The 1,060-nt window shown below is 69.0% G+C and carries 1 pseudogene; it reads right to left on the reverse strand.

Annotation, left to right across the window (positions count from 1 at the left end):
- Positions 1–1,060: pseudogene (locus RMP09_RS23995) on the reverse strand (YgiQ family radical SAM protein); the annotation flags it as partial.

A 1,060-nucleotide genomic window follows, 5' to 3' on the forward strand; every position in this document is an offset into this window, starting at 1 on the left:
AGAAGCGGATCATTTCCCAGGCCGGGATCTTGGTCGCGCCGTCGTGTTTGCCGTGCTCGTCGGCATACACCGGGTGCGGGCCGCGCGCGTAGGGCAGGTCGAACACGTGGTCCATCTCGGCCGTGGTCAGCGGGATCGGTGGTGGGTTGATCCACACGTCACGCGCCGTGGCGTCCTCGCCGTGCGCCTGCACCAGCGCGCGGGCGTTGCCGGGGTTGGTTTCCAGGTGCAGCACGCGGTTGGCGTGGGCGTAGAGCACGGCGTCGCTCTTGACCTGCTCGTAGCTGGGCAGACGGATCACGGTGCGGTCGCGTGGCAGCTTGGCCACGCCGCCGCTGCCTTGGGGGCGGTGGATGGTGATGGGTTTGACCTGCGGGTCGCTGGCAGGGGCGGCGGCGCCCTCTTCCTTGGCGCAGCTCTGGCCTTGCGCCTGGGCCTGTTCGCTGGTGGTCTGGTAGGGGTTGATGTGGTCTTCGACGTGGCCGGGCTGGTCGACCTCGGTCGAATCCAGCTCGATCCAGCCCGCGGCCGTCGGGTCGCCGGGGCGGCGCACAAAGGCGGTGCCGCGCACGTCGGTGATCTGGGCGATGGGTTCGCGTGCGGCGATGCGGTGCGCGACCTCGACCAGCGCACGCTCGGCGTTGCCGTAGAGGAGCAGGTCGCACTTGGCGTCCACCACGATGGAGCGGCGCACCTTGTCGCTCCAGTAGTCGTAGTGGGCGATGCGGCGCAGGGAGCCTTCAATGCCACCGAGCACGATGGGCACGTCTTTGTAGGCCTCGCGGCAACGCTGGCTGTAGACGATGGCGGCGCGATCGGGGCGCTTGCCGCCCACGTCTCCGGGGGTGTAGGCGTCGTCGCTGCGGATCTTCCGGTCGGCGGTGTACCGGTTGATCATGGAATCCATGTTGCCCGCGGTCACGCCCCAGAACAGGTTGGGCTTGCCCAGCGCCTTGAAGGGCTCTGCGCTCTGCCAGTCGGGCTGGGCGATGATGCCGACGCGAAAGCCCTGAGCTTCCAGCACGCGGCCGATCACGGCCATGCCGAAGCTGGGGTGGTC

The sequence above is a fragment of the Hydrogenophaga sp. genome, assembly GCF_031426985.1.
GTDB lineage: Bacteria > Pseudomonadota > Gammaproteobacteria > Burkholderiales > Burkholderiaceae_C > Hydrogenophaga.